Raw genomic sequence first — 579 nt, forward strand, 5'->3', positions numbered from 1 at the left:
GTGCTGGCGCCGGGGTATCCGCCACGGGCGGCACGGGTGTTGGAGCTGGCGGGGCGGGTGGGACTCCTGGTCTCGCTGGCCCAGGAGCGGGGCCACGGCGGGGCGGTGAGTGCCTCGGAGATGGGAGCCCGGGCCGAGGCGCTGCGCCCGGTGGAGCGGACGGCGCGGCGGGCGCGGGTGGCGGCGTACAACTCGGTGGTGGAGGAGCGCGAGCGGCACTGACGTCCCGGCTCAGTCGGTCATGCCGTGGCGTACGGCCCACAGGGCGGCCTGGGTGCGGTCGGCGAGGTCGAGTTTCATGAGGATGTTGGAGACGTGCGTCTTGACGGTCTTCTCGGAGAGGACCAGGGCGCGGGCTATCTCCCGGTTGGAGCGACCGTCGGCGATGAGGCCGAGCACCTCGCGTTCCCGTTCGGTGAGTGAACTTCCCCTGCTCTGACCCGAGTTGGCCTCTTCCTGGGTGAGGAGGGCGTCGGCGACCTCGGGCTGGAGCAGGATGTGCCCGGCGTGCACGGAGCGGATGGCGGCGGCGAGGGCGTCGGGGTCGACGTCCTTGTAGACGTACCCGGCGGCGCCCGC

1 protein-coding gene and 1 pseudogene are annotated in these 579 nt (G+C 72.7%); one reads left to right on the forward strand and one right to left on the reverse strand.

What is annotated here, in order from left to right; genetic code table 11:
• Positions 1-222: pseudogene (locus CCN33_RS28810) on the forward strand (hypothetical protein); the annotation flags it as partial.
• Positions 223-231: 9 nt separating this feature from the next.
• Here CCN33_RS28810 and CCN33_RS28815 read toward each other — a convergent pair.
• Positions 232-579: response regulator transcription factor (locus tag CCN33_RS28815; protein WP_140394729.1), on the reverse strand; the 348-nt coding region annotated here is incomplete at its 5' end.

Source organism: Streptomyces recifensis, assembly GCF_002154615.1.
Lineage (GTDB): Bacteria > Actinomycetota > Actinomycetes > Streptomycetales > Streptomycetaceae > Streptomyces > Streptomyces griseoluteus.